Origin of the sequence: Nitrospirillum amazonense, assembly GCF_007828045.1 — a bacterium.
Taxonomy (GTDB): Bacteria; Pseudomonadota; Alphaproteobacteria; order Azospirillales; family Azospirillaceae; genus Nitrospirillum; species Nitrospirillum amazonense_C.
Genome location: NZ_VITN01000006.1, coordinates 154,339 through 174,689, shown reverse-complemented (window position 1 = coordinate 174,689; position 20,351 = coordinate 154,339). Strand labels below are relative to the sequence as shown.

At 67.5% G+C, this 20,351-nt stretch carries 16 protein-coding genes; 8 read left to right on the top strand and 8 right to left on the bottom strand.

All coding sequences use genetic code 11. The annotated features are described in order from the left end of the window. Nucleotides 1–14 precede the first annotated feature (14 nt). Nucleotides 15–689 (top strand): response regulator transcription factor, encoded by a 675-nt coding sequence (locus FBZ89_RS12335; protein ID WP_145750271.1) that lies wholly within the window; start codon nucleotides 15–17, stop codon nucleotides 687–689. Further along, nucleotides 674–2,107: a sensor histidine kinase gene (locus FBZ89_RS12330; protein WP_246172148.1), complete on the top strand. Its 1,434-nt coding sequence runs from the start codon at nucleotides 674–676 to the stop codon at nucleotides 2,105–2,107. Before FBZ89_RS12335 ends, FBZ89_RS12330 begins: the two co-directional genes overlap by 16 nt. A 27-nt stretch (nucleotides 2,108–2,134) precedes the next feature. Here FBZ89_RS12330 and FBZ89_RS12325 read toward each other — a convergent pair whose 3' ends face one another. Next, complete coding sequence (locus tag FBZ89_RS12325; RefSeq protein WP_145750270.1) at nucleotides 2,135–4,846, bottom strand: glycoside hydrolase family 38 N-terminal domain-containing protein; 2,712 nt, start codon at nucleotides 4,844–4,846, stop codon at nucleotides 2,135–2,137. Nucleotides 4,847–5,038: 192 nt separating this feature from the next. On the opposite strand from FBZ89_RS12325, the gene FBZ89_RS12320 reads away from it, so the two are divergent. From FBZ89_RS12320 to FBZ89_RS12310, 3 genes are all read left to right on the top strand, one after another. Then, the gene (locus tag FBZ89_RS12320) at nucleotides 5,039–5,650 is read left to right on the top strand and encodes a class I SAM-dependent methyltransferase (protein WP_246172147.1); all 612 of its coding nucleotides are present in this window, start codon (nucleotides 5,039–5,041) and stop codon (nucleotides 5,648–5,650) included. 64 nt (nucleotides 5,651–5,714) lie between these two features. Further along, nucleotides 5,715–6,110, top strand: coding sequence for a type II toxin-antitoxin system RelE/ParE family toxin (locus tag FBZ89_RS12315; RefSeq protein WP_145750269.1), 396 nt, complete (start codon nucleotides 5,715–5,717; stop codon nucleotides 6,108–6,110). Further along, nucleotides 6,107–6,388, top strand: coding sequence for a helix-turn-helix domain-containing protein (locus tag FBZ89_RS12310; protein ID WP_145750268.1), 282 nt, complete (start codon nucleotides 6,107–6,109; stop codon nucleotides 6,386–6,388). The genes FBZ89_RS12315 and FBZ89_RS12310 overlap by 4 nt, the downstream gene beginning before the upstream one ends. A 44-nt stretch (nucleotides 6,389–6,432) precedes the next feature. Here the strand turns inward: FBZ89_RS12310 and tcuC are convergent, their stop codons facing one another. Beyond that, nucleotides 6,433–7,719: an MFS transporter gene (gene tcuC / locus FBZ89_RS12305; RefSeq protein ID WP_145750267.1), complete on the bottom strand. Its 1,287-nt coding sequence runs from the start codon at nucleotides 7,717–7,719 to the stop codon at nucleotides 6,433–6,435. Nucleotides 7,720–7,981: 262 nt separating this feature from the next. Between tcuC and FBZ89_RS12300 the strand changes: the two genes are divergently transcribed. Next, nucleotides 7,982–10,444, top strand: a complete 2,463-nt coding sequence (locus tag FBZ89_RS12300; RefSeq protein ID WP_186457319.1) for an ABC transporter permease — start codon at nucleotides 7,982–7,984, stop codon at nucleotides 10,442–10,444. A 24-nt stretch (nucleotides 10,445–10,468) separates the two neighbouring features. Here the strand turns inward: FBZ89_RS12300 and FBZ89_RS12295 are convergent, their stop codons facing one another. The 6 genes from FBZ89_RS12295 to proS form a co-directional block, all read right to left on the bottom strand. Continuing rightward, nucleotides 10,469–11,506 carry an aspartyl protease family protein gene (locus FBZ89_RS12295; RefSeq protein WP_145750265.1) on the bottom strand — a complete coding sequence of 346 codons (1,038 nt, stop codon included), beginning with the start codon at nucleotides 11,504–11,506 and terminating at the stop codon, nucleotides 10,469–10,471. A gap of 11 nt (nucleotides 11,507–11,517) precedes the next feature. Further along, entirely contained in the window at nucleotides 11,518–12,489 is a 972-nt protein-coding gene (locus tag FBZ89_RS12290; RefSeq protein WP_145750264.1) for an aspartyl protease family protein, read from the bottom strand. Nucleotides 12,490–12,616: 127 nt separating this feature from the next. Continuing rightward, nucleotides 12,617–13,531 (bottom strand): DNA-3-methyladenine glycosylase family protein, encoded by a 915-nt coding sequence (locus FBZ89_RS12285; protein ID WP_145750263.1) that lies wholly within the window; start codon nucleotides 13,529–13,531, stop codon nucleotides 12,617–12,619. Continuing rightward, nucleotides 13,528–14,277, bottom strand: a complete 750-nt coding sequence (locus tag FBZ89_RS12280) for an ABC transporter ATP-binding protein (protein WP_246172146.1) — start codon at nucleotides 14,275–14,277, stop codon at nucleotides 13,528–13,530. Before FBZ89_RS12280 ends, FBZ89_RS12285 begins: the two co-directional genes overlap by 4 nt. Then, entirely contained in the window at nucleotides 14,270–15,550 is a 1,281-nt protein-coding gene (locus tag FBZ89_RS12275; protein ID WP_145750262.1) for a lipoprotein-releasing ABC transporter permease subunit, read from the bottom strand. Before FBZ89_RS12275 ends, FBZ89_RS12280 begins: the two co-directional genes overlap by 8 nt. Nucleotides 15,551–15,680: 130 nt before the next feature. Beyond that, nucleotides 15,681–16,997: a proline--tRNA ligase gene (gene proS, locus FBZ89_RS12270; RefSeq protein WP_145750261.1), complete on the bottom strand. Its 1,317-nt coding sequence runs from the start codon at nucleotides 16,995–16,997 to the stop codon at nucleotides 15,681–15,683. Nucleotides 16,998–17,445: 448 nt separating this feature from the next. On the opposite strand from proS, the gene FBZ89_RS12265 reads away from it, so the two are divergent. Then, nucleotides 17,446–19,137: a methyl-accepting chemotaxis protein gene (locus FBZ89_RS12265; protein ID WP_145750260.1), complete on the top strand. Its 1,692-nt coding sequence runs from the start codon at nucleotides 17,446–17,448 to the stop codon at nucleotides 19,135–19,137. Nucleotides 19,138–19,286: 149 nt separating this feature from the next. Next, nucleotides 19,287–20,255 carry a helix-turn-helix domain-containing protein gene (locus FBZ89_RS12260; protein ID WP_145750259.1) on the top strand — a complete coding sequence of 323 codons (969 nt, stop codon included), beginning with the start codon at nucleotides 19,287–19,289 and terminating at the stop codon, nucleotides 20,253–20,255. The last annotated feature ends 96 nt before the right edge of the window (nucleotides 20,256–20,351 follow it).

Below are 20,351 nucleotides of genomic sequence, written 5' to 3'. Positions count from 1 at the left end.
CAGGTTCCCGCCCAATGAAGATCCTAGTCATCGAGGACGACGCCCAGGCCGCCGCGTACATGCTGAAAGGCCTGAAGGAGGCGGGGCACGCCGTGGACCATGCGCCCGATGGCACGCAGGGGCTGTACCTGGCGGGGGCGGAACATTACGACGCCCTGGTGGTGGACCGCATGCTGCCCGGCCGCGACGGGCTGTCCCTGGTCAGCCTGCTGCGCGCCGCCGGCAACGACACGCCCGTGCTGGTGCTGAGCGCCCTTGGCAGCGTGGAGGACCGGGTGACCGGCCTGCGCGCGGGGGGTGACGACTACCTGACCAAGCCCTACGCCTTTTCCGAGCTGCTGGCCCGGCTGGAAAGCCTGGGCCGCCGCCGGGCGGCACCGCAAGCCCAGGCCACCAAGCTGGTGGTCAGCGACCTGGAGATGGATTTGCTGGCCCGCACGGTGAAGCGGGACGGCAAGGTCATCGACCTGCTGCCGCGCGAGTTCCAGCTGCTGGAATGCCTGATGCGCAACGCCGGCAGCGTGGTGACGCGCACCATGCTGCTGGAGCAGGTGTGGGACTATCACTTCGACCCGCAGACCAACGTCATCGACGTGCACATCGCGCGCCTGCGCCAGAAGGTGGACAAGGGCTTCGACCAGCCCCTGATCCAGACCGTGCGGGGGGCCGGGTATTGCTTACGTCCCTGAAACGCCCGGCGTCAAAGGCGGCGGGCGGCGACCTGCCGTCCGACCGGCACCGCCATCTGGGCCGGCTGCTGCGCACCACCACCTTCCGCTTCGCCCTGATTTATCTCGGGCTGTTCATCGGCTCCGTCCTGCTGGTGCTGTGGCTGATCTATTGGTCAACGGCGGGCTTCCTGGCGGGCCAGGCCGACACCGGCATCCGCGAGGACATGCAGGCCCTGGCCGACCGCTACCGCACCGGCGGCATGGCCAGCCTGGCGGAGGCGGTGAACGAACGCGGCATGGGCAACGCCTCCTCCATCTACATCCTGTCGGCGGGCTCGGGCGCCACCCTGGCCGGCAACCAGTTCTGGCCCAAGGGCGTGGATGAGGCCGGATGGGCCAACCTGCCGGTGAAGGATCCCAGCACCGGCCAGGTGCGGCCCGGCGACGTGCGCGCCCTGATCGCGGTCCTGCCTGGCGGCTATCGCGTGCTGGTGGGCCGCGACCTGGGCGAGGTGCGGGTGCTGCGCGAGCGGCTGGAGCGCGTCATCGGCTGGAGCATGGGCCTGGCCCTGGTGCTGGGCCTGATGGGCGGCCTGGCCATGAGCCGCGTCTGGCTGCGCCGCCTGGACGGCGTGACCCGCACGGCGGAGGCCATCCGCGAGGGTATGCTGGTCAGCCGCGTGCCCCTGACGGGCAGCGGCGACGAGTTCGACCAGTTGGCCCACACCCTGAACGCCATGCTGGACCGCATCGAAGCGCTGGTGGCCGGCATCCGCCATGTCAGCCAAGGCATCGCCCACGACCTGCGCACCCCCCTCACCCGCCTGCGCACGCGCCTGGAACTGGCCCTGATGCACGACACGGTGGAGAACCCGCGCGAGGTGCTGGAGGCCGCGATCGAGGAGGTGGACCATCTGCTGGCCACCTTCCGCGCCCTGCTGGCCATCGCCGAGGTGGAGTCGGGCGGCAACCTGCCCATCGCCCCCGTGCCGCTGGACACCCTGGCGCTCAGCACCGGCGAGCTGTACGACGCGGTGGCGGAGGACCAGGGCATCACCTTCACCATGGCCGTGGAGGCGACCGGCCCGGCCGCCACGGTCCAGGGCAACCGCCAGCTGCTGGGCCAGGCGCTGGCCAACCTGCTGGACAACGCCCTGAAATATACGCCCGAGGGTGGCCATGTCAGCCTGACCGTCACCGCCGATGGCCCATTCCGCGTGAAGGTGACCGTGGCCGACAACGGCCCCGGCATCCCGGCGGAGGACCGCGAGCGGGTGCGCGAGCGCTTCTTCCGCCTGGACCGCGACCAAGCCCGCCCCGGCAGCGGCCTGGGCCTCAGCCTGGTGGACGCGGTGGCCCAGCGCCACGGCGGCACCCTGGTGCTGAGCGACAACGGCCCGGGCCTGAAGGCCCAGCTGCTGCTGCCGGTGGGGTGAGGTGTCCCACCCGGGGAACCGGCGGCCTCAGGTGAGCTGCAGGGTGGCCAGGGCGTTGGTCATCGTCAGGGTGACGGTCCCCCCGCTGAGGATCACCCCCTGGTCGGGGCCCGTCCATGGCCCCTCCGCCGCCGTGACCGCCACCGCCTGCGACGGCGCCAGGCCGGCACCCAGCGCCAGGGCGACGTCCTGCGACTGGTTGGCGGGTGTGTAGAGCCGCAGCACGACGCTGTCCGAATTGGCGGCGAAGCTGCCGGGTTTGGCGGCGGTCAGGATGGCGGTGCCGGTGGTGACAGTGGCGACGCTGTCCCGGCTGGGCAGGCCCTTGGTGACCCCGGTCTTGCTGGGCAGCAGGGCGCCCTGCAGCGGCGTGTTGTACGACAGCGCCTCCTGCAAGGGCGCGCCGCTGTCCGGCGTGCCCAAACCACTGGGCACTCGCAGCGCATAGGCCTGGGTGTGGACGGCGGTGTCCGTCCCGTCCGCGCCGTGGCCGCCGCTGGTGGGCGTGTTGCGCATCAGGCAGCCGATCAGCGCGCCGTCCGCGTCATAGGCCCAGGCCGGAATGCCTCCATGGTAGAGGGCCGCCAGGGTGGCGCCGCCCTGGTCCTGGGGCAGCACGAAGTTATGGGTGGCCTGGAAGGTGGGCGGTCCCCAGAAGGGCTGGCCCTTGCCGTTCTGCAGCGGCTGCTGGCTGGTCCAATGATAGGGTGTGCCATGCACTAGGCCGGTCACCGCCGCCGACAGGGGGAAGCGGGTCATGACGGAATAAAGGGAGGGCGCCGGCCCCGTGGTGACCATGCGCAGGAAGGGTTCCCCGGCCACCAGTTCATAATCACGGCTATAGCGCACCGTGGCGCCGTTGACCGTGTAGGCCACGACCGTGCGCAGCCGCACCCGCACGGGCCCCGTCTCCAATATCACGGCGCCCAGGCATGGGCCGGAGGTGGCGACCGTGACGCCGGTGTCGATGTGGAAAGGATAGTCGCCGTCCACATATTCGTTGCCGAATTGGTAGAGGCCGCCGCCGTCGGCGTAAAAGGCGATGTCGTTGCCCGTGCCGGACAGAATGTCAGTGCTGGTCGACTGGTCGACCAGCGATTCCACACCCCAGTTGGCGGCGGGCGAAATGGTGGCGATCAGATAGTCGTTCTGCAGCACGTAACCGCCGCCGCTGGTGGCCGGTGTGATGCTGACGGGGGGCGTGCCCTTCGTCCCAGCCCCGCTGGAGACGGCGGCGGACAGGCTGCCGCTGGCGTCATAGCCCAGGCTGTCGACCGTGGCGATGAACAACATCTCCCCCTCCGAGGAGATCTGGGCCGCGCCCTGCATGCCGTCGAAGGTGACCTGGTCCAGGCCGGGCACGGCCACGTCGGATATGGCGACCAGGCCCGTGCGGGCGAAACCCAGGGAATTGGCCACCAGCACAGGATAGGTCTCGTCACTGGGCGCCATCATCGAGGCCAGGGCGTTCAGGGCCGTGGCGCGCAGGCCGGCGGCGGTCCCCGCCACGCCGCGCAGCAGGGGCAGCTGTTCGGTGGCGTAGACGGCGTCGTTGGCCGTGCCGCAGACATAGTCATGATGCGTGCTGGGCAGGAAGGCCATCCAGGCCGCCGCCACATCGTCCCAGAAACCGGTGGGCAGGGCGTTGTTGTAGGTGGTGTCGTTGGGCCGGGTCAGCAGCCCGAACACCTCGGCCGCCACCAGCGCGCGCAGTGCCCGGTTGTGCAGCGTCTTCAGCGCCATGCGGCTGGCGTAATAGCCGGTCCAATACGGTGTGCCGTTGTAGGGCGCCAACAGCGGCAGAGGATAGCTGTCCTGGTTCTGCCGCAGCTGGGTGATGAAGGTATCGAACGTGCCCAGCGTCACCTGCGTGTTGGTCGCCTGGGCGCCGCCGCCGAACACCTGGTTGTCGTTCCACTGGGTGACGGCCGCCTGCAGCCCCGTCAGCGGCATGCTGAAATCGTTGTCGATGGGGATGTAGAGATAAGGGGTGGCCGCCGCACCGTACTGGACCGGGTCGCTGTCCTGGGTCGGCAAATAGGCGTTGGTGAACAGCGAGATTTGGGTGGCCTGGGCGGGACTGCCCAATTGGTTGCCGAAGGCGTAACTGTCGGGCATCCAATGCGTGATGGCGGTCGATCCGTCCGAGGCCTGCCAGGTGAAGTCGAAATGGGTGGCCGGCCAGTCCTGGCCGGCGGGCGACTGGGTCGGGTCGGGCACCGGGCAGGTGCTGTTGCTTCCCGGCAGGCGGGAGAAACCGATACCGGTGAAGCCCAGCGCCTGGGTCAGCACCGGCAGTTCCGGATCCTGACCGAAATCGTCCGGGATCCAGCAGTGCGGCTTGGGCGTGATGAAGGGAAGCGCCTGTGACAGCCACACATGGCCCATCAGGTAGTTGCGCAGAAAGGCTTCCCCCGCGCAGACCAGGCAATCCGGCGAGGTGATGCCGCCGCCCAGTACCTGGAAGGTGTCGCCGCTCTCCAGCACCTGCTGCAGCGCGCTGACCTGGTCCGGCGAAACGTCGATGTAGCGCTTGAAATACCCCATTTCGCAGATGGTGTAATAATAGGTGACGTCATCGACCGTGGGGGCGGACACATTGGCGATGGCTTGGTCCAGGATGGCTTTCACCCCCTGCCCATACTTGTAGTACCAGAAGTTCTGTTCGAAGGTGTAAAGCCAGTCCCAGTCCAGGTGGGCTGACTGGTCGAGATACAGGGTGTAGGGCGAAATCGACATGGGGGGCCTCCACCGCCAAACGGCGCCCTCTTCGGGGCGTCTGATCCTGACCAGCAGACCACAACCCAGAGTCGATATTCTGTTAATTTATTGCAGCTCTACCTTCAGGATATCCAGCGTCGCCGCACGGAACCGCACCCCTGCCCGGCCGACGTACCCAATAAACGCTACCCCGTTTCCCGGAACGAGATCATGAGCGACGCCGACCGCATCATCGACCTGTACCGGCGCCACGGCCTGGCGTGGGAGGCCGACCGCCAGGCCAGCCAGCGGCACCGCCCCGACATGGAGGGCCCCTGGCTGGACCGTTTCCTGGCCCTGGCGCCGCCCGGACCGATATTGGACCTGGGCTGCGGCGGGGGTGATCCCATGGCCAGCTACTTGGTGGCCCGGGGCCGCGCCGTCACCGGCGTGGACGCCGCGCCCGCCCTGCTGGACCTGGCCCGCGACCGCATGCCGGACCAGGACTGGCGGCTGGCCGACATGCGCGGGCTGGATCTGGGCCAGCGCTACGCCGGCATCCTGGCCTGGAACAGCTTCTTCCACCTGGACTTCGACGACCAGCGGGCCCTGTTCGCCACCTTCCAAGGACACGCCCTGCCCGGTGCAGCCCTGATGTTCACCAGCGGCCCCCGCCACGGCGTGGCCATGGGCCGCTATGCCGGCGAACCGCTGTACCACGCCAGCCTGGACCCGGCCGAATACCGCGCCCTGCTGGATGCGCACGGCTTCGACGTCGTGGACTATCGCGCCGAGGACCCGGACTGCGGCCGGCACACCGTGTGGCTGGCGCGGGGGCGGTAGCCTTCGGTGGCGGCGGCCGGGCCTCCCCTTGCCGCGATATACAAGATTCTATATAAACACATCCATGAGAGACGTTGGGACCCGTCAACCAAGCACCCCGAAAGATGTGGAGTTCCTGGGAGATTCCCTGGAGGCGCTACGGAGCTTCCCTTTGGCCGCAAAAAGGGAGGCGGGTCACCAGATCGACAGTCTTCAGCATGGAAGATTGCCAGATGATTGGAAGCCGATGAAAACGGTCGGCCCCGGCGTTCAGGAAATCAGGATCAACGACCCGGCCGGCATCTTCCGCGTGCTTTACGTGACGAAGTTCGAAGACGCCATTTACGTGCTGCATTGTTTCCAGAAAAAATCCCAGAAGACGGATCCGGCGGACGTCGCAATAGCGAGGGACCGCTACAATACCCTCGTTGATCGGCTCAAACGCCACAAGGCTGACGAACGGAAAGGCAAACGCACATGACCGACGAGCGCTTCTCCAGCGTCTGGGACGCCTTGGAGGACACGCCTGCCGAAGCTGAGAACATGAAGCTCCGCTCGAAACTGGCGATGACCTTGAAGGACTACATCACCCGCCAGGGCCTGACCCAGGCGGAAGCCGCAAAGGCCTTCGGCGTGACGCAGCCCCGCATCTCCGATTTGGTGCGGGGCAAGATCGACCTCTTCGGATTGGACGCCTTGGTGACCATGGCCAGCGCCGCCGGCCTGCGCATTGAGATGACCATCCTGGAAGCGGCTTGAGTGGTTTCCCGGCCACCGTTTGCCCGGCAAACCGCCCTCCCCACTCACCCCTCCGCATGCCGCTTGGCGAAGCGCGCGCTGACCGGCACGGCGACCAAGCCGCAGAACGCCGCCGCCGACAGCCACAGGCCCGGCATGGCGGCGTTGCCGCCGTGCTTCACCAGGTAGGTGCTGACGAAGGGGGTGAAGCCGCCGGCCGCCGTGGCCAGGCTGTAGGCGAGCGAAAAGCCCGCCGTGCGCACGGCCGCGGGCACGATTTCGGTCAGGTAGACCACCATGGCGCCGTTGTAGCAGGCGTAGAGGAAGGACAGCCACAGCTCCACCCCCAGCAGGCGGCCGAAGCTGGGCGCGTCGGCCAGCCAACTCAAGGCTGGATAGGCGGTGGCCAGCGCCAGCACGGTGCAGGCCACCAGGATGGGCCGACGCCCGATGCGGTCGGACAGCGCGCCGGACAGGGGCAGCCACAACAGGTTGCTGGCGCCCACGGCCAAGGTCACCAGCAGGGCGTCCATGTCGCTGAGGTGCAGGGCGTCGCGGCCGAAGGTGGGAGTGTAGGCGGTGATGAAATAGAAGGACACGGTGGTCATCAGCACCAGGCCCACACCCGTCAGCACCACCCCCCAGTTGGCCGCCAGGGAGGCCAGGATTTCCCCCACCGTGGGCCGGTGCTTGCGCGCCAGGAAGACCTCCGTCTCGGTCAGGGACCGGCGGATATGGAACAGAAAGGGCACGATCAGGCAGCCCACCACCAGGGGGATGCGCCAGCCCCAGGCCTGCATGGTGTCGGGTGGAAGGTAGAAGGTCAGCGCCACGCCGATCAGCGCCGCCACCATGACCGCCACCTGCTGGCTGGCCGACTGCCAGCTGACGTAGAAACCCTTGTGGCCCGGCGTCGCGATCTCCGACAGGTAGACGGAAACGCCGCCCAGTTCCACCCCCGCCAACAGGCCCTGCACCAGACGGCCCAGCAGCACCAGCAGGGGCGACAACAGGCCGATGGTGGCGTAGCCCGGCATGAGCGCGATAGTGATGGTGCCCACCGACATCAGGCCCAGGGTCAGCAACAGGCCGTCGCGCCGCCCCTTGCGGTCGATATAGGCGCCCAGCGCCAGGGCCCCGATGGGCCGCATGAGGAAGCCGGCGCCGAAGGTGGCGAAGGTCAGCAGCAAGCCGGCGGTGTCACTGCCCTTGGGAAAGTAGGCCCGGCTGATGGCGCCGGCGAAATAGCCGAACACCATGAAGTCGTACATTTCCAGGAAGTTGCCGCTGGCGACCCGCACCACCGTCATCACCTGGTGCCACCGGCCCGCGTCCACCGACATCATCCCCATTTCGCACCGCCAACCATTCCTTCACCACCCCACCCTGCCACGACGACCCCGCCACCGCCAAGGGGTGCAACGTCGCGGGCGACAGTGGCGTCCGTTTCCGTACAGTGTCCGCGCGCGCACACCGCCAACTACCGATGACATCCTTCGTAAACAAGAACTTATACGCGGCCCGCTTATTGCGTAGCATGCGTGCAAAACAGGAAACCGAAACAACCGGCACGCCGCGATGCCGAAGGGGTGGTTGGTGAGGCACTATCTGACTATGGCCTTGCGGGTCCTGGCCCGGCACAAATTGTACGCGGCCCTGAACGTGCTGGGACTGGGCACGGGGCTGGCGGCGGCCATCCTGATCCTGCTGTTCGTGCGGCATGAGCTGTCCTACGACGCCTTCTTCGCCAACGCCGACCGCCTCTACCAGATCGACACCGAGGTCCATGACCTGGGCCAGGCGCCACGGCGCATCGCCAAGACCGGCCGCGCCCTGGGCCCAGCCTTCGCCCAGGGTCACGCCCAGGTGGAGGCGGTAACGCGCATTACCGGCGAACGGGTGGCGGTGCGTCAGGGCGACCGCCTGTTTCAGGAGATCATCGGCGTGGCCGATCCCAATTTCCTGGAAATGTTCCAGCGCGCGATGCTGGCTGGCGACGCGCGCACGGCACTGGCCGACCCCGCGTCCGTCGTGCTGACGCGGGACAGCGCCCACCGCTATTTCGGCGACCGCCCCGCCGTCGGCCAGATCCTGGTGGTCAACAGCCATGACCTGACGGTCAGCGCCGTCGTCGCCGACCTGCCGGAGAATACCCACTTCGGCCCCTACGCGATGATGGTGCCCACCCATTCGGTCATCCTGTCCCAGCCGGAGCCGGACGGCGACTGGTTCGAGCTGGACTGGCGCACCTACATCCGACTGGCGCCGGGCGTTCCCGCCGCCGGCGTGGCCCGCGACTTGGCCGAATGGTACCGCCGCACCGCCCCGGACGCCCAAACGCCGCAGGGCCCCCTACGCCTGGCGGACTTGTACGCGCCCCAACTACGGGCGCTGCGCGCCATCCACACCGACCCCATCGAGGACGACGCCAAGCCGGGCACGGACGCGGATACCCTGTCGCTGCTGTCCCTGGTGGCGGTGCTGATCCTGGCAGTCGCCGTCATCAACTTCACCAACATGGCCACCGCCCGCGCCTCCCTGCACGCACGGAAAGTGGGGGTGCGCAAAACGGTGGGCGCCAGCCGGCGGCGCCTGATGACCCAATTCATGACGGAGGCCTTGCTGCTGACCCTCATGGGCATGGTGCCGGCCATCGCCCTGGTGGAGATGTCCCTGCCCGTCTATTCAAGCCTGGTGGGTGTCTCACTGGTGTTGGACTACCGCGACCCGGCCCTGGCGAGCCTGCTGGTGGGCATCGGGCTTGTCACAGGTGCGGCCAGCGGCGCCTATCCCGCCTTCGTCCTGTCCGGCGTCGCCCCGGCCACGGCGCTGAAGGGTGCGTCGGGTGCCACCGGCGCCGGGCGGCTGCGCGCCCTGCTGGTGGTGTTCCAATTCGCCGTGTCCATCGGCCTGCTGGTCACGGCGGCGGTGGTGCACAGCCAATACCTCTACGCCCAGCACAAGGCCCTGGGCTTCCAGCGCGACGACATGGTCATGGTGTCACTGGGCCAGACGCTGGGCGCGCCGGGCAAATGGCCGGCCTTCATGGACATGCTGCGGCGCGAACCCGCCATCGCCGACGTGGCGGCCAGCACCATCGCCCTGGGCGATCCAGACGAGGGGGAAGATGAGCTGGTGCGCCGGCCCGGGGATGCCGCCCCGGTCACAATGCGCGGCGAAGGGGTCAGCTTCGGCTACATCCAGACCATGGGCTTGCGTCTGATCGCCGGCCGCGCCTTTGACCCAGGCCGGCCGTCCGACAAGGTGCACCGGCCGGCGTGGATGCTGGCCGGTGAGCCGCCCCCGCCCGGCGTGACCGATGTGGAACTGCCGGCCGCCGTGGTGCTGAACCGCTCCGGCGTCCGCCGCCTTGGCTTCACCAGCCCGGAGGCCGCCATCGGTCAGGTGGTGCTGAAGACCGTGGGCTCGGTCGGGTCCAGACTGACCATCCGGGGGACCGTCATCGGCGTGGTGGAGGATTTCCACTTCCGGTCCATCCACCGACCGGTGTCGCCCGCCATCTTCCATGTCGGTGACGGCTTTTCCGTCATGATGGTGCGCCTGCGGGCCGGCGAGACTGCCCAGGGTCTGACCGCCCTCGACCGCGACTGGGCCGCCCTGGTCCCCGACGCGCCCATCCGTCGCTGGTTCGTGTCCGACCGGTATCGACACCTGTATGACCAGGAGCGCCGGATGGGCGAAATCTTCGCCCTGTTCTCCGGCCTTGCCATCTTCATCTCCTGCCTCGGCCTTTACGGCCTGGCCGCCTTCACGGCGGAACGGCGTACCAAGGAGATCGGCATCCGCAAGATCATGGGCGCCACACTGCCGCAAATCCTGCGCTTGCTGCTGTGGCAGTTTTTCAAGCCTGTCGGCCTGGCCTGTCTGATCGCCTGGCCCGTCAGCTGGTGGGCCCTGCGGCGCTGGCTCCAGGGCTACGCCTATCGCGTGGACATCGATCCGCTTTGGTTCCTGGCCGCCAGCGCCCTGGCACTGGCGCTGGCCTGGGCGACCGTGGCCGGCCACCTGGCCCACATCGCCCGCGAACGGCCGGTGCGGGCGCTAAGATATGAATGAGCCATGGCGCCCCGCCGAACCATCTCAGTAGCCTCCCTCCGACACACCCCTCTCACCAGAGGGATCACCGGGGCCTTGTTTCACGAAGGGAGTAAAGATGGGCGCCCGGTTCGCCGCCCCCGGTTCATCCAGCAGCGTGAGGTAGGCGCGGCCACGGCCGTTGGCCAGGTAGATGTGATGGGCGCGGATGAAATCCAGGCCCAGCAGCATGCCGTGGAATTCCGCGCGCTGCACATCCTCACAGCCGCCGAAATCACCCACACGCAGACGGACTGGGCGCAACACCTCGTCGCCCACGGTCAAGCGGTCGAAGGTGCCGACCCAGGTGGGCACGGCCTTCTTGCCGATGCCGTGGCTGTCGGCCCCCGCCACAACGCCGGGGTCCGTCTCGTGTACCCCGGCCAAGTGGGCGACACAGGCCTGGACGCTGCTGCTGGGCGCGCCCGTGTCCAGCTTGGCCCAGAACTCATAGCCGTTCAGGGCGACACGCAATTCGTTGCCGGTGCGCCGCCCCTGAGGCAGGCGCATCGGCACCTCGGCATAATGGTCCGACCAATAGGCCAGCGGCACATCCTCGCAATTCTCCGGGCGCAGCATGCGGACCATGCCATGAGCCACGTCCAGCTCCAGATCCGCCTGGCTGAAGAAGTCCTGGCCCAGCAGGAGGTCCGCGTTCGGGCCCAAATCCTTGTCCAGGATCTGCATATTCATGGCGTCGGCCCGCCAGTCGCCGATGGTCAGCGAGCGTACCGGCACCGACCCCATGGCCGCCGTCCCGCCGATACCCTTGCCGTGACCTACTGAGGCCAGCAGCTCGGGATCCAGGTCCAGGCGGCGGGCGGCCGGCAGGGGAATCAGGGTCTTGTAGGACCCGGTGTCGAGGATGATGTGGATAGGCTTGCCGTTGATTGTGCCATCGGCCACCACCCGTCCGCCCTCCAGGCGCACGGGAAGTTCCATCACCTTGGCGAGGGTACAGTGGGCCGCATCCGCCGCCGGACTCGGCATCGGGACGGTCAGGACACCCGTCAGAATGGCCGTGGCCAAGGCGACCAGCCGCATTCCCTGCCCCCTCAGTTCGCGACCGCCGGCTGCGGCGGTGCGAAGACGGGCCGGGACACGTTGGTGAAATAGATCTTGCCCTGGCTGTTGGCGATGTAGATGCGGTGCGCCTTGATGAAATCCATGCCCAGCATCATGCCGAACATCTCGGCGGCGTCGGGGTCGAAGCCGGTGGAAAAGTCGCCGAAATCCAAACGGACACCCCGGATCGTCTCCTCACCGATGGTGAATGTGTCGAAGCTGCCGACCCAGGTGGACACCGACTTCCCGCCCACGCCGTGAAAGGTGGGGCCCCGCGTGATGCCGGCCCCGTCCTCATTGACATTGGCGCGGTGCGCGGTGCGGGTAAACAGTTGGGTGGCCATGGCGCCGGTGTCCAGCAAGGCCCAGGTCTCATAGCCGTTGATGGCCACCCGCACCTGGTTGTGACGGCGCACACCCCCGTTAAGGACGCGCAGGGGCGCCTGGACGTAGGTCTGGGCCCAATAGGCCAGCGGCACGCCGGCGCAATCCCGGGGCTGGAAGAAGCGAACGGCACCGTCGGCCACGTCCAGATCGATATCGTACTGGGCGAAGATGTCCTGGCCCAGGATCATTTCGACCCCCGCCGCCGGGTCGTCATGCTCCGCGACGTGAATGATGGTATTGGCCGCCCACCAGTCGCCCGCCGCCAGTTTTGAAACCATCACCATGCCCATCCGCACCTCACCGCCAATGCCGTGCACACGCTCATTGCCGGTAAGCTCCAGGCCAAGCCGTTCCGCACCAGACTTCGATACCGTGGTGAGGTCGGCGCCGGTGTCCAACAGCGCCCGTACCGGCTGGCCGTTGATGGTGGTTTCCACCAACGCCTGGTTGTGTTCCAGGCGCAGCGGCAGTTCGGCCACCTTCGCCAGTTTGCAATCGGCAGGATCGGCCGATGCCGCCGGCGCAGCCAGCGCCAAGGCCGACATCAGAAAGACACCTAAAAGGGTGAATCGCATGCCGACCGTCCCATAAGGTTGTGGGTTCCTTATCTCAGAATTGCGCCCCGGTCGGCAAGGCGGCCCCTGGCGGTGTCAGGAACCGAATCGGAGGATTGGAAGGCCTGCGCCATTCCGCCGCGGCGCCTCAGGCCAGGCTGGCCCACAGATGGGCGGTGGCCAGGCTGCGCCAGGGAGCGTGGGGGCGCATCAGGGTGGCCTGCTCCTCCGCCGTGGGGCGGCGGTCCATGGCGTGGAAGCGTTGCAGCGCGGCCGTCAGGCCGGCGTCGCCCACCGGAACCCGGTCGGGCAGGCCGCAGCCGCGCATCAGGACGTAGTTGGTGGTCCACGGCCCGATGCCGCGCAGGGCCAGCAGCGCCGCCTCGGCCGCCGCCTCGCCGCTCGCGTCGGTGTCCAGCCGCTCCAGCGCCGCCAGGTCCAGCCGGCCGTCCACCGCCGCCTGCGCGGCGTCGATCAGGTAGCGCGCCTTGGAGCGGGAGAAGCGCCGGGCGGCCAGCAACGCCGGATCCAGCACCGCCACCGCCGCCGCCGCCGGGTGCGCGATCATGCCCGAGGGGTGCGGCCGGCCGGCCAGCAGGATCAGCTGGCGGCGCAAGTCGGCGGCGAAGGTCAGGTTGATCTGCTGGCCGATGATGGCCCAGGCCAGCGCCTCGAACACCGTGGCCGCCAGGGGCGGGCGGTAGCCCCAGCGGTTTCCCACCAGGCGCGCCGTCGTCGCATCACGGCTCGCCCGCGCCTCCAGCCCGGCGGCGGCATCGGCCAACGCCGGCGTCAGGCCCAGCATGCGCAAGGCCACCCGCTGGGCGCGGGCCAGGATCACGGGATCGTCGCTGTCCATGCCCATCACCAGGGGGCCGCCGCCGGCCGGCGCGGTGAGGGTCAGCAGGTAGGCCCGGCCGTCGAATTCCAGCGCCTTGGTCAACGCGGGGCCGGCCACCCGTTCCGCCGGGGCGTCACGGTCGCGGTACCAGTCGCGGCCGTGATAGCGCCAGGCGGCATCGGGGTCGAAGCCCGGCGGCAGGTCCAGAGTCAGTTGGCTCAAGACTCCACCAGCACGCCGTCCCGCAGTTCCACAACCCGGTCCATGCGGGCCGCCAGGTCCAGGTTATGGGTGGCGACCAGGGCGCCGAAGCCGTCCTTGCGTCCGCCCGGGCCGGTGCCGCTGCCCCGCACCAGGCGGGTCAGCAGGGCGAACACATCGTCAGAGGTGTGGTGGTCCAGGTTGCCCGTGGGCTCATCCGCGATCAGCAGGCTGGGCCGGTTGGCCAGGGCGCGGGCGATGGCCACGCGCTGCTGCTCGCCACCCGACAGGCGGGCCGGGCGATGGCTGCCCCGCGCGGCCAGGCCCACCTGGGCCAGCAGCTCCCGGGCCCGTTCCCGCGCGGCGGCCTTGGAGACGCCGGCGATCATCTGCGGCAGGATGATGTTCTCCTCCGCGCTGAATTCCGGCAGCAGGTGGTGGAACTGGTAGACGAAGCCGATGGTCTCCCTTCGCAGGGCGGTGCGGCCGGCATCGTCCAGCGTGGCGGCGTCGCGTCCGTCGATGCGGATGACGCCGCCGTCGGCATGCTCCAGCAGCCCGGCGATGTGCAGCAGGGTGGACTTGCCCGCACCGCTGGGCCCCACCAGGGCCACGATCTCCCCCCGGCGCACCGAACAGGCGGCACCGCGCAGCACCTCCAGCACCGCGCCCGCCTGCTGGAAGCGGCGCACGACACCGGACAGTTCCAACACGGTATCGCCGGTGGCGGGGATGATGGGCTTTTCCATGACGGACACGTCACTCATAGCGCAGGGCCTCCACCGGATCGAGACGGGCAGCCCGCCAGGAGGGGTAGACGGTGGCGGCGAAGGACAGGAACAGCGCCATGACGCCCACCTGCGTCACCTCCATCCAGTCCAGCTTGGCCGGGATCTGGGTGAAGAAATAGATCTCGGCGTTGAACAGGTCGCGGCCGATGATGGCCTGCAGGAACTGGCGGATAGCCTCGATGTTCTTGGTGAACAGCACGCCCAGGACCATGCCGAAGACGGTGCCGACCACCCCGATGCTGGCGCCCGTCAGGAAGAAGATGCGCAGGACCATGCCCCGGCTGGCGCCCATGGTGCGCAGGATGGCGATGTCCCGACCCTTGTCCTTCACCAGCATGATCATGCTGCTGATGACGTTGAACGCCGCCACCAGGATGATCAGCGACAGGATCAGGAACATGACGTTGCGCTCCACGTCGATGGCGCTGACGAAGGCGGCGCTGCGCTGGCGCCAGTCATAGACGCGGTACTCCTGCCCCGCCGCGCGGGTGGCGGCGGCCAGGTAGGGGTCAATGTGGGTGGGGTCCTGCACAAAGACCTCGATGGAGGTGTAGCCGTTGGCCACGCCGAAGAAGGTCTGCGCCGCCGCCAGCGGCATGAAGATCAGGCTGTTGTCCACGTCGTACATGCCGACGTCGAAGATGGCGGCCACGGGATAGGTGCGCGCGCGGGGGATGGAGCCGAAGGCCGTCTGATTGAAGCGCGGACTCACCAGGCGCAGCTGGTCGCCGACGTGCAGGTTCAGGCGCTTGGCCATGCGGCTGCCGATGGCGATGCCGTCGCCCAGGTTCGCCTCGTCCCCCGTGGCGCCGGTGGCGGCGCCGAAGGCCTCGGCCGCGCCCTCGACCAGGTGGGTGGACACGATGGGCCGGCGGCGGAAATCCTCCGGCGTGATGCCGTGGACGTAGGCGGCGCTGGCCGTCCCGTCCTGAGTGATCAGGGCCTGCCCTTCCACCGTCGGCATGACGGTCGTGACACCCGGCACGGTCAACAGGCGCTGGGTGACCGCGTCGTTTTCCGGCATGGGGCCCAGCAGGGACTGAACTTCCAGATGGCTGTACAGGCCCAGCACGCGGCCCAGCAACTCGGTGCGGAAGCCGTTCATCACCGACATCACGATGATGAGGGTGGCCACGCCCAGGCCGATGCCCAGCAGGGAAAAGCCGGCGATGACGGAGATGAACCCCTCTTGCCGGCGCGCCCGGAGGTAGCGCATCGCGACCATGCGTTCAAAGGCGGAAAAGATCATGAAGGCCTGGCCGTCGAGGTGGGAAGTGATGAGGCAATGCGCGTGATGGGATGCGCGTGATTCTGGGCGGAAAAAAGGCGCCCGCTCCTACCACGCGCGCCAGGAGCGGGCGTCCCGTTTCTTGTCCTGGTCAGGCCTTGATCAGCTCGGCCAGCGCCGCCTCGACCGGCAGCTCGCGCTTCTCGCCGGTGGCGCGGCGCTTCAGCTCCACCACGCCGGCCTTCAGGCCGCGCGGGCCCACGGTCAGCTGCCAGGGCAAGCCGATCAGGTCCATGTCGGCGAACTTGGCGCCCGGCCGCTCGTTGCGGTCGTCGTACAGCGTCTCCACGCCGGCGGCGTTCAGCTTGGCATAGAGATCCTCGCACAGGCTGGCGCAAGCCGCGTCGTCGGCCTTCAGGTTGATCAGGCCGACCTGGAAGGGCGCGACGGCGTCCGGCCAGATGATGCCGTTCTCGTCATGGCTGGATTCGATGATGGCGCCCATCAGGCGCGACACGCCGATGCCGTAGCTGCCCATCTCCACCGCCACCGGTTCCCCGTCCGGGCCGGCCACGACGGCGCCCATGGGCTTGGAGTACTTGGTGCCGAAATAGAAGATGTGGCCGACCTCGATGCCGCGGGCGGAGACCAGCTGGTCCTCCGGCACCTCGCAGGTGGCGGGATCGTGCTTCTCGTCCGTCGCCGCATAGATGCTGGTGTACTTGGCGAAGAAGTCCTTAAGGTCGCTGCCGGCCTCCGGCGGGTTCTGCAGCACGTCCAGGTTCAGCCAATCCTTGTGGCAGAACACGCCGCTCTCGCCCGTCTCGGCCAGGATGATGAACTCATGGCTGAGGTCGCCGCCGATGGGGCCGGTGTCGGCGCGCATGGGAATGGCCTTCAGCCCCATGCGGGCGAAGGTGCGCAGATAGGCCAGGAACATCTTGCGGTAGGACAGCTTGGCGCCCTCGGCGTCCAAGTCGAAGGAGTAATTGTCCTTCATCAGGAACTCACGGCCGCGCATGACGCCGAAACGGGGGCGGATCTCGTCCCGGAACTTCCACTGGATGTGGTACAGGTTCTTCGGCAGGTCCTTATAGCTGCGCACGAACGTCTTGAAGATGTCGGTGATCATCTCCTCGTTCGTGGGGCCGTACAGCAGCTCGCGATCGTGACGGTCGGTGATGCGCAGCATCTCCTTGCCGTAATCGTCATAGCGGCCCGACTGGCGCCACAGCTCCGCCGACTGGATGGTGGGCATCAGCAGTTCCTGGGCGCCGGCGGCGTCCTGCTCCTCCCGCACGATCTGCGAAATCTTGCGCAGGACCTTCCAGCCCAGCGGCAACCAGGCGTAGATGCCGGCGCTGGTCTGCCGGATCATGCCGGCGCGCAGCATCAGCCGGTGCGAGGCGATCTGCGCCTCCGCCGGGGTTTCCTTCAGGGTGGGCAGGAAAAACTGGGAGGAGCGCATCGCGGGAACCCGTCGCCTTCATGAACTGGATTACGGAAATGGAGCCGCGACTTTAGGCAATGACGCCCCCCCTGTCCATGGCGGCGGGGCGCAAGGTGATTTCGGACATGTCCCGCCGATGGCCGCCCCACGCAAACGCATGGCGGGTATAACCGATCAATTCTCGCCGAATAGCCATGTCATGGCGCCCGCGATGTCAAAGCCCACGAGCCACGCCATCAGTACCAACACGTTCACAGGAAACTTTGCCGCTGGTTGTTTGCGATTTCCACTTTATTGGTCAATAACCGTTAAATTTGAGATCTGGAATACATCTAAATTATGCCTGACCAGCAATAATGAATGGGGGCTATGCGTTGACCTTGAAATCCGTCTTGTGATTTTTACCGGCAATTAACCAATCACTGTTATCACGCCGGGAAAGCCCGCCGCCCAAAGGACCGAAATCATGTTGGCCAACGCCAAAATCCTAACAAAGATTAACCTGGTCATCCTCGTCATGGCGCTTTCCGCCGTCGCCATCGGCGTCGCCGGCTACATCGGCATGTCGAAGCTGGCGGTCGCGACGCACCGCCTGGACGTCATGGGGACCAACCTGCACCAGGCGGCGCGGCTGAACGCCAACGTGATTTACATGAACCGCGGTGAATACCGCATGGCCGCCGATCCCAAGGACACCGAGGACGTCGCCAAGAACGTCGCCGGCCGGATCGACGAGTTCACCAAGAACATGACCCTGCTGGACCAGCAGGTGGAAGGCAAGTACCGCCCCATGCTGGCGGAAATCAGGACCGCCTTCGCCGCCTACAAGACGGAATTCGACGGCACGCTGGCCGCCAGCCGCAAGCATGCGGACCTGAAGAACGAGGCCGCCCGCCAGGAAATCCTGGACGAGGTCGCGCAATCCCGCACCGCCTCCACCGCGCTCAGCAACAAGATCAAGGTGTTGCAGGAGACCTTGGACGAGGACGGCGCCGCCGTCGCCCAGGACGCCCAGACCGTCGCACGCGACCTGACCATCATGATCGTCGCGGTCGCCGTCGTCGGCATCGCCATCGGCATCGTCGTCGGCATGCTGATCGCCCGCCGCGGCCTGATCGCCCCCATCACCCACATCGTGCGCAACCTGCAGGACCTCGCCCACGGCCGCCTGGCCATCGAGATCTTCGGCACCGAGCGCGGCGACGAAGTGGGCGACATCGCCAAGACCGCCCTGGTCTTCCGTGACAATGCCCGCGAGGCGGAACGCCTGCGCGCCGAACAGGAAAAGGAACAGGCGGCCCGCGTCGCCCGTGCCGCCACCCTGGAAAACCTGACCCGCACCTTCGACGTGCGGGCCGGCGACGTCATCGGCGCCGTCGCCTCCGCCGCGACGCAGATGCAGGCCACCGCCAGCTCGCTGTCCGCCTCGGCCGAGCAGACCACCCGCCAGTCCGCCACCGTGGCCGCCGGCGCCGTCGAGGCCTCGGCCAACGTGCAGACCGTCGCCGCCGCCGCCGAGGAACTCAGCTCCTCCATCCAGGAGATCAGCCGACAGGTGGCGCAATCGACCACGGTCGCCGGCGACGCCGTGCGCCAGGCCACCCACACCGGCACCATCGTGGCCGGCCTGGAGCAGACCGCCCAACGCATCGGCGACGTGGTGAAGCTGATCACCGACATCGCCAGCCAGACCAACCTGCTGGCCCTGAACGCCACCATCGAGGCGGCACGCGCCGGTGAGGCGGGCAAGGGCTTCGCCGTCGTGGCCAGCGAGGTGAAAAGCCTGGCCAACCAGACCTCCAAGGCCACCGAGGAGATCAGTACCCAGATCGCCCAGGTCCAGGAAGCGACGCGCGAGGCGGTGACCGCCATCGGCGCCATCTCCGGCACCATCGAGAACATCAACAGCATCGCCACCACCATCGCCTCGGCGGTGGAGGAGCAGGGTGCGGCGACGCAGGAAATCGCCCGCAACGTGCAGCAGGCGGCCGCCGGCGCCGACAGCGTCACCCACAACATCCAGGGCGTCTCGCAGGCCGCGGATGAGACGGGCCATTCCGCCCATGACGTGCTGACCGCGGCGACCTCGATGGCGCGGGAGGCCGAGAAGATGCGGGGCCTGGTGGAACAGTTCCTGGTGGACGCCAAGGCCGCCTGACCCCCGAAATCGACAACCAGGGCTCGGGGCTCCAACGTTCCGAGCCATTTTAATGAAGGAGGCAAACCTTCACGGTCTCAAAAAGGTGCAAATTTGCACCTAATGGGTTACCCTGATAGGGTTGGGCTGTGCTTATCGGGGAATGCCGCATGTCTTCCGCCGACGCGACGAAGTCTTACGTGCATTTATCGACGGCCGGATTGCCGCCCGGCGAAGCCAAGGCGTTCTGGGCTGATGAGGTAAGCGCTCGGCGGCCGGGCCTTTTGCTGGATTTTCCCCGGGAGGCGCCGTTCCAGGCGGCAGTCACGGCAGCGTCCCTAGGGCCGGCGCGATTGCTGGCCTTGAGCGTTGAACCCTATGTTGCCAATCGGCCCGGACGATACATCGCGCGCGATCTGGTCGATGACTTTTGCCTATTATATGTCGATGACGGATCCGTCGTCGTCTCCGACGCGACCGGCACCGACTTTCCGCTGAGCGCAGGGCAGTTCATTCTGTTGGACGATGCGGCAGGGTTTTCCCTGCGTTTCATGTCGCGCACCCAGGCGAAGGCGCTGAAGATGCCGCGGGCATGGCTTAGCGCCCGCATGCCCTGCGCGGAGGACCTGGCGCTAACCCGCATCGATCCGAGTACCGGCTGGGCGCGCGCCCTGGCTAGCGTGCTGAAGGAAGTCACACCGGCAACAATGGCGAATTTGCCCCTGCCCCTCGGGGAAGTAGCCGGCCAAATCGCAGCACTTCTGACGCTGGCGGCCGGTCGGGCATCGGGGGAAATGAAGCGCTATCAGCGGATGACATTCCACCGGCTGCGCCGCGCCATGCGCGAGGCGCTTCATGATCCGGCACTGACCCCCTCGCGCTTCGCCGAACAGCAGGGCATCGCCAAGCGGACCCTGCATGCCCTGTTCGCCGCCGCAGGCACCAGCTTCGGGCGTGAACTGACCGCCATGCGGCTGGACTACGCGCGGTCGCTGCTGTGCGACGCGCGCTTTTCCGCCAAAAGCATAACCGAGATCAGCGCCCTGGCGGGCTTCGCGAATCCCAGTCACTTCAGCCGCCGTTTCCTGGAAACATTCGCGCTGTCGCCAAGCGTGTATCGGCGCCTGCACCTGGATTAACCCCCAAAAATGCGCGATCAGGACCGCCGGCGTCATAGCCGGCCATGACATTATCCGCTCAGTGCAAGAAATATTGTCCCGGAATGCAGCCCCCCC